This window comes from Acinetobacter sp. YH01024, assembly GCF_013420195.1.
Taxonomy (GTDB): domain Bacteria; phylum Pseudomonadota; class Gammaproteobacteria; order Pseudomonadales; family Moraxellaceae; genus Acinetobacter; species Acinetobacter amyesii.
The window spans coordinates 1-4,179 of the sequence record NZ_VOYQ01000086.1; the positions used below are offsets into that span (position 1 = coordinate 1).

The 4,179-nt window shown below is 41.8% G+C and carries 4 protein-coding genes; all 4 read left to right on the top strand.

What is annotated here, in order from left to right; all coding sequences use genetic code 11:
- Positions 1-204 precede the first annotated feature (204 nt).
- Genes FTT88_RS16785 through purB form a run of 4 tightly spaced genes read left to right on the top strand, consistent with a single transcriptional unit; the run spans position 205 to position 4,020 of the window.
- Complete coding sequence (locus tag FTT88_RS16785) at positions 205-690, top strand: NUDIX hydrolase (protein WP_180174125.1); 486 nt, start codon at positions 205-207, stop codon at positions 688-690.
- A 4-nt stretch (positions 691-694) separates the two neighbouring features.
- The gene (gene mnmA, locus FTT88_RS16790; RefSeq protein ID WP_168379207.1) at positions 695-1,831 is read left to right on the top strand and encodes a tRNA 2-thiouridine(34) synthase MnmA; all 1,137 of its coding nucleotides are present in this window, start codon (positions 695-697) and stop codon (positions 1,829-1,831) included.
- A gap of 12 nt (positions 1,832-1,843) precedes the next feature.
- Positions 1,844-2,575: a high frequency lysogenization protein HflD gene (gene hflD / locus FTT88_RS16795; RefSeq protein ID WP_078190181.1), complete on the top strand. Its 732-nt coding sequence runs from the start codon at positions 1,844-1,846 to the stop codon at positions 2,573-2,575.
- A 56-nt stretch (positions 2,576-2,631) separates the two neighbouring features.
- Positions 2,632-4,020 (top strand): adenylosuccinate lyase, encoded by a 1,389-nt coding sequence (gene purB, locus FTT88_RS16800; protein WP_168379206.1) that lies wholly within the window; start codon positions 2,632-2,634, stop codon positions 4,018-4,020.
- The last annotated feature ends 159 nt before the right edge of the window (positions 4,021-4,179 follow it).

Below are 4,179 nucleotides of genomic sequence, written 5' to 3' on the forward strand. Positions count from 1 at the left end.
AGGATCAGAAAGCTTGTTTGAATCGATGTATTTCATCCGCAGATTATGCACGAATGCTAAGAAATCCGGAGTGCAAATATTAACCAAAAAGAAGATCGTTTTTTGATTTATGAAAGAGATCTATTGTAGTTTTAAAACATTTTCACCATAGCCACCGCCCCCTAAATTTTGTAGAATAGCGTTTTTAACCCATGGTGCTTTTCTATGACCGCTTGGACTGCTCACGTCACTGTTGCGACAGTCGTTGAAAAAGACGGAAAATTCCTCTTTGTTGAAGAACATACAGAAGGTGTTACGCACACTGTATTTAACCAACCTGCAGGTCATGTCGAGTGTGGCGAAACGCTGATTGAAGCCGCCATTCGCGAAACCATGGAAGAAACAGGTCACGATGTAGAGATCACCCACCTTTTGGGCATGTATACGTATACCCCACCAATGTTCCCTGATCGTACCTATTACCGCTATTGCTTTTTAGCTAAAGATATTCAACACCATGTCGATGCTCAGTTAGATACGAGCATTGTTGGTGCTGTTTGGATGACTTTAGATGAACTGATTGAGTCAGCACGTGCACGCAGTCCATTGGTGATTAAAGCTGTGCAAGATGCCCTTTCAGGTCAAAAATATCCTTTATCGCTCATTTACGAGCACCAAAATTCTCCCTTAATTTCAAATTTGGATGCTTAATCCTATGCAACAACGTGTCATCGTCGGTATGTCTGGTGGTGTAGATTCTTCTGTATCTGCAGCACTTTTACTTCAACAAGGTTATCAAGTTGAAGGTCTTTTCATGAAAAACTGGGAAGAAGATGACGGCACGGAATACTGTACGGCAATGGAAGATCTTGCCGATGCTCAAGCCGTTTGTGACAAAATTGGAATCAAACTTCATACCGCAAACTTTGCGATGGAATATTGGGACCGTGTCTTTGAGCATTTCTTAGAAGAATATGCCGCAGGTCGTACACCAAACCCAGATATTCTCTGCAATAAAGAAATTAAATTCCGTGCATTTCTCGACCATGCTGTGAACTTAGGTGCTGACTTTATTGCGACAGGCCACTATTGCCGCCGTGGTGAAACGCTAAAAAATTCACGTGGTGAAGAGTATGCCCCTCTACTGCGTGGTCTAGACAACAACAAAGACCAAACCTATTTCCTACATGCAGTGCATGGTCGTGAAATTAACAAAACTTTGTTCCCTGTGGGTGAAATTGAAAAACCACAAGTGCGTAAAATCGCTGAAGAATTAGGTCTAATCACCGCGAAGAAAAAAGATTCAACAGGAATTTGCTTTATTGGCGAACGTCGATTTAATGACTTCTTAAAGCAATATTTACCTGCTCAACCCGGAAAAATCGTCCTAGACACGGGTAAAGAGGTTGGTGAACATCACGGCTTAATGTACTATACGCTCGGCCAACGTGGTGGCATCGGTCTTGGTGGTCTAAAAGGTGCTGAAGAAGGCGCTTGGTTTGTACTACATAAAGATATCGAAGGTAATCGCCTAGTCGTTGGTCAAGGTCATGAACATCCACTCATGCAAAGCACCATTTTATGGTCTGAAGCGATTGATTGGGTGGCTGGTGAACAAGAGATTCCTGAATCAGGCTTCCGCTGCACAGCGAAAACTCGTTATCGTCAGCCTGACCAAGACTGTACAATATTTAAAGACCCTACAGCGCCAAATGGTGTGCGTGTCGAATTCGATGAGCCACAACGTGCTGTTACACCGGGTCAAAGTGTGGTGTTCTACACCGGTGAAGTTTGTTTAGGGGGTGGTGTGATTCATCATACCAATGCGCCTAAACCGGATTTTATTGAATAAGGATTGTTTCGGATGACAGAGTTACCGTTTCAACAGCCTCAGACTCTGAATACTCGCCAAAATCGTGCATTGGCGTTAGCTGCTGTTTTTCAAGCGACACAGCTGACCCACATGACTGCATTGACTGGGCAACAGAGTATCGGGGAAAGCGGTAACTTTTATTTTGAACATCTCATTAAAGCCAGTTTAAATATCCGTCCTAAGTCGAATCAGTCTAGTCAGACGCTTGATTTTTTTAGTGGCTTGGCGGATATTTCGCTGGGATTAAAAACCTTAGAAAGTAGCATTACTCAACCCTTCAATACATCTCCCAAATCTAGACTTCCTAAACTTGCCAATACTAAGCTACCCATGACGTATGCGATGGCGTTATTGCAGTTAGAAAAGAAAGTCTATAGCAATCCTAAATTTGTCGAAATCATCGAACAATCCCAACAAAAAATTCTAAGACAGCTTTCCTTTTTTGATAATAATTATTTACATCCAAGTATCATTGCCAATTTAGCGCAAACCTATATTGAAACTGCAGGCCAAATTAATCCACGTATTATGGTTCGTGGTAATGCCGAAGCATTTAAAGACACTTCTCATACCAATCGCATTCGCGCCACCTTATTTACCGGCTTACAAATGGCACATTTATGGCGTCAGCTCGGTGGTAGCTCATGGGGTATGATTTTCAGTAAGCGCAAGCTACTACAAGATATTCAAGATCTTGCCCGTTTACAGTATCAGGTGGTTTAACTGATGCAGTACGGGCTTTTTGTTTTACGTTTAATTCCAAAATTTAAGGAATCGCTATGAACGCTTTAACCGCACTTTCTCCATTAGATGGACGTTACGCAAGCAAATGTGATGCTCTACGTCCCTTCCTCTCTGAGTTTGGTTTAATCCATGCTCGTGTGACTGTTGAAGTGCGTTGGTTACAAGCGCTTGCAAACCGTCCTGAAATCACTGAAGTTCCAGCGTTCAGTGCTGAAACTAACGCTGCGCTTGATGCAATTGTTGCGAACTTCTCTGAAGACAATGCAAACCGCATTAAAGAAATTGAACGTACAACAAACCATGACGTAAAAGCAGTTGAGTACTTCTTAAAAGAGCAAATCGCACATATCGATGAGCTTAAAAATGCTGGAGAATTCATTCACTTTGCATGTACATCTGAAGACATCAACAACTTGTCTCATGCTTTAATGCTTAAAAATGGCCGTGAAGTTTTAGTTGCAGCAATGCAGCAAATCATCGATTCAATCGTTGCTTTGGCTGAACAACACGCTGAACAACCAATGTTGTCTCGTACACATGGTCAAACTGCAAGCCCAACAACTTTGGGTAAAGAAATGGCGAACGTGGCTTACCGCCTTGCACGTCAAATCAAACAATTCAAACAAGTTGAATTACTTGGTAAAATCAATGGTGCAGTAGGTAACTACAACGCGCACTACTCTGCTTACCCTGAAATTAACTGGCCTGCGCATTCACAAGCATTTGTTGAATCATTAGGTTTAGAATTTAACCCGTACACCACTCAAATCGAACCACATGACTACATGGCGGAACTTTTTGATGCGCTACGTCGTTTCAACACCATTTTGATCGACTTTAACCGTGACGTTTGGGGCTACATCTCACTTGGTTTCTTCAAACAACGTTTAAAAGAAGGTGAAGTTGGTTCTTCAACTATGCCGCATAAAGTAAACCCAATTGACTTCGAAAACTCTGAAGGTAACTTGGGTATTGCAAATGCAGTACTTGCGCATTTAGGCGAAAAACTTCCTGTATCTCGTTGGCAGCGTGACTTAACTGACTCAACTGTGCTTCGTAACATGGGCGTTGGTTTTGCACAAAGCTTGATCGCTTTTGAAGCTTGCTCTAAAGGTATTGGTAAACTTGAATTGAATGCTCAACGTATTCTTGAAGACCTTGACCATGCGCAAGAAGTACTTGCAGAACCGATTCAAACTGTTATGCGTCGTTATGCAGTTGAAAAACCTTACGAAAAACTTAAAGCCCTTACTCGTGGTCAAGCAATGACTCGCGAGATGATGGTTGATTTCGTAAATGGTAACGAATTAGAAGCTGTTCCAGCTGCTGACCGTGCGCGTCTTGCAGAAATGACACCTGCAACATATACAGGTAATGCATCAACTCAAGCAGCAAACATTAAAGATCTTATTTCTAAAATCTAATTTTAGATAGATCAAAAAAAACGAGGCTTCATGCCACTGCTGTCCCATAGTTTGCTTTAAATAAAAAAACCTGAGTCCTAACAGTTAAAATATGAGTGCAAACAAACACTTTAACGACCAGGATTCAGGTTTTGTCACATCAGAATACCGTATTTCATG

Excerpts from the sequence above, each read along its gene's own strand:
- FTT88_RS16785 (WP_180174125.1), top strand. The coding sequence starts at position 205 with ATGACCGCTTGGACTGCTCACGTCACTGTTGCGACAGTCGTTGAAAAA.
- mnmA (WP_168379207.1), top strand. The coding sequence starts at position 695 with ATGCAACAACGTGTCATCGTCGGTATGTCTGGTGGTGTAGATTCTTCT.
- hflD (WP_078190181.1), top strand. The coding sequence starts at position 1,844 with ATGACAGAGTTACCGTTTCAACAGCCTCAGACTCTGAATACTCGCCAA.
- purB (WP_168379206.1), top strand. The coding sequence starts at position 2,632 with ATGAACGCTTTAACCGCACTTTCTCCATTAGATGGACGTTACGCAAGC.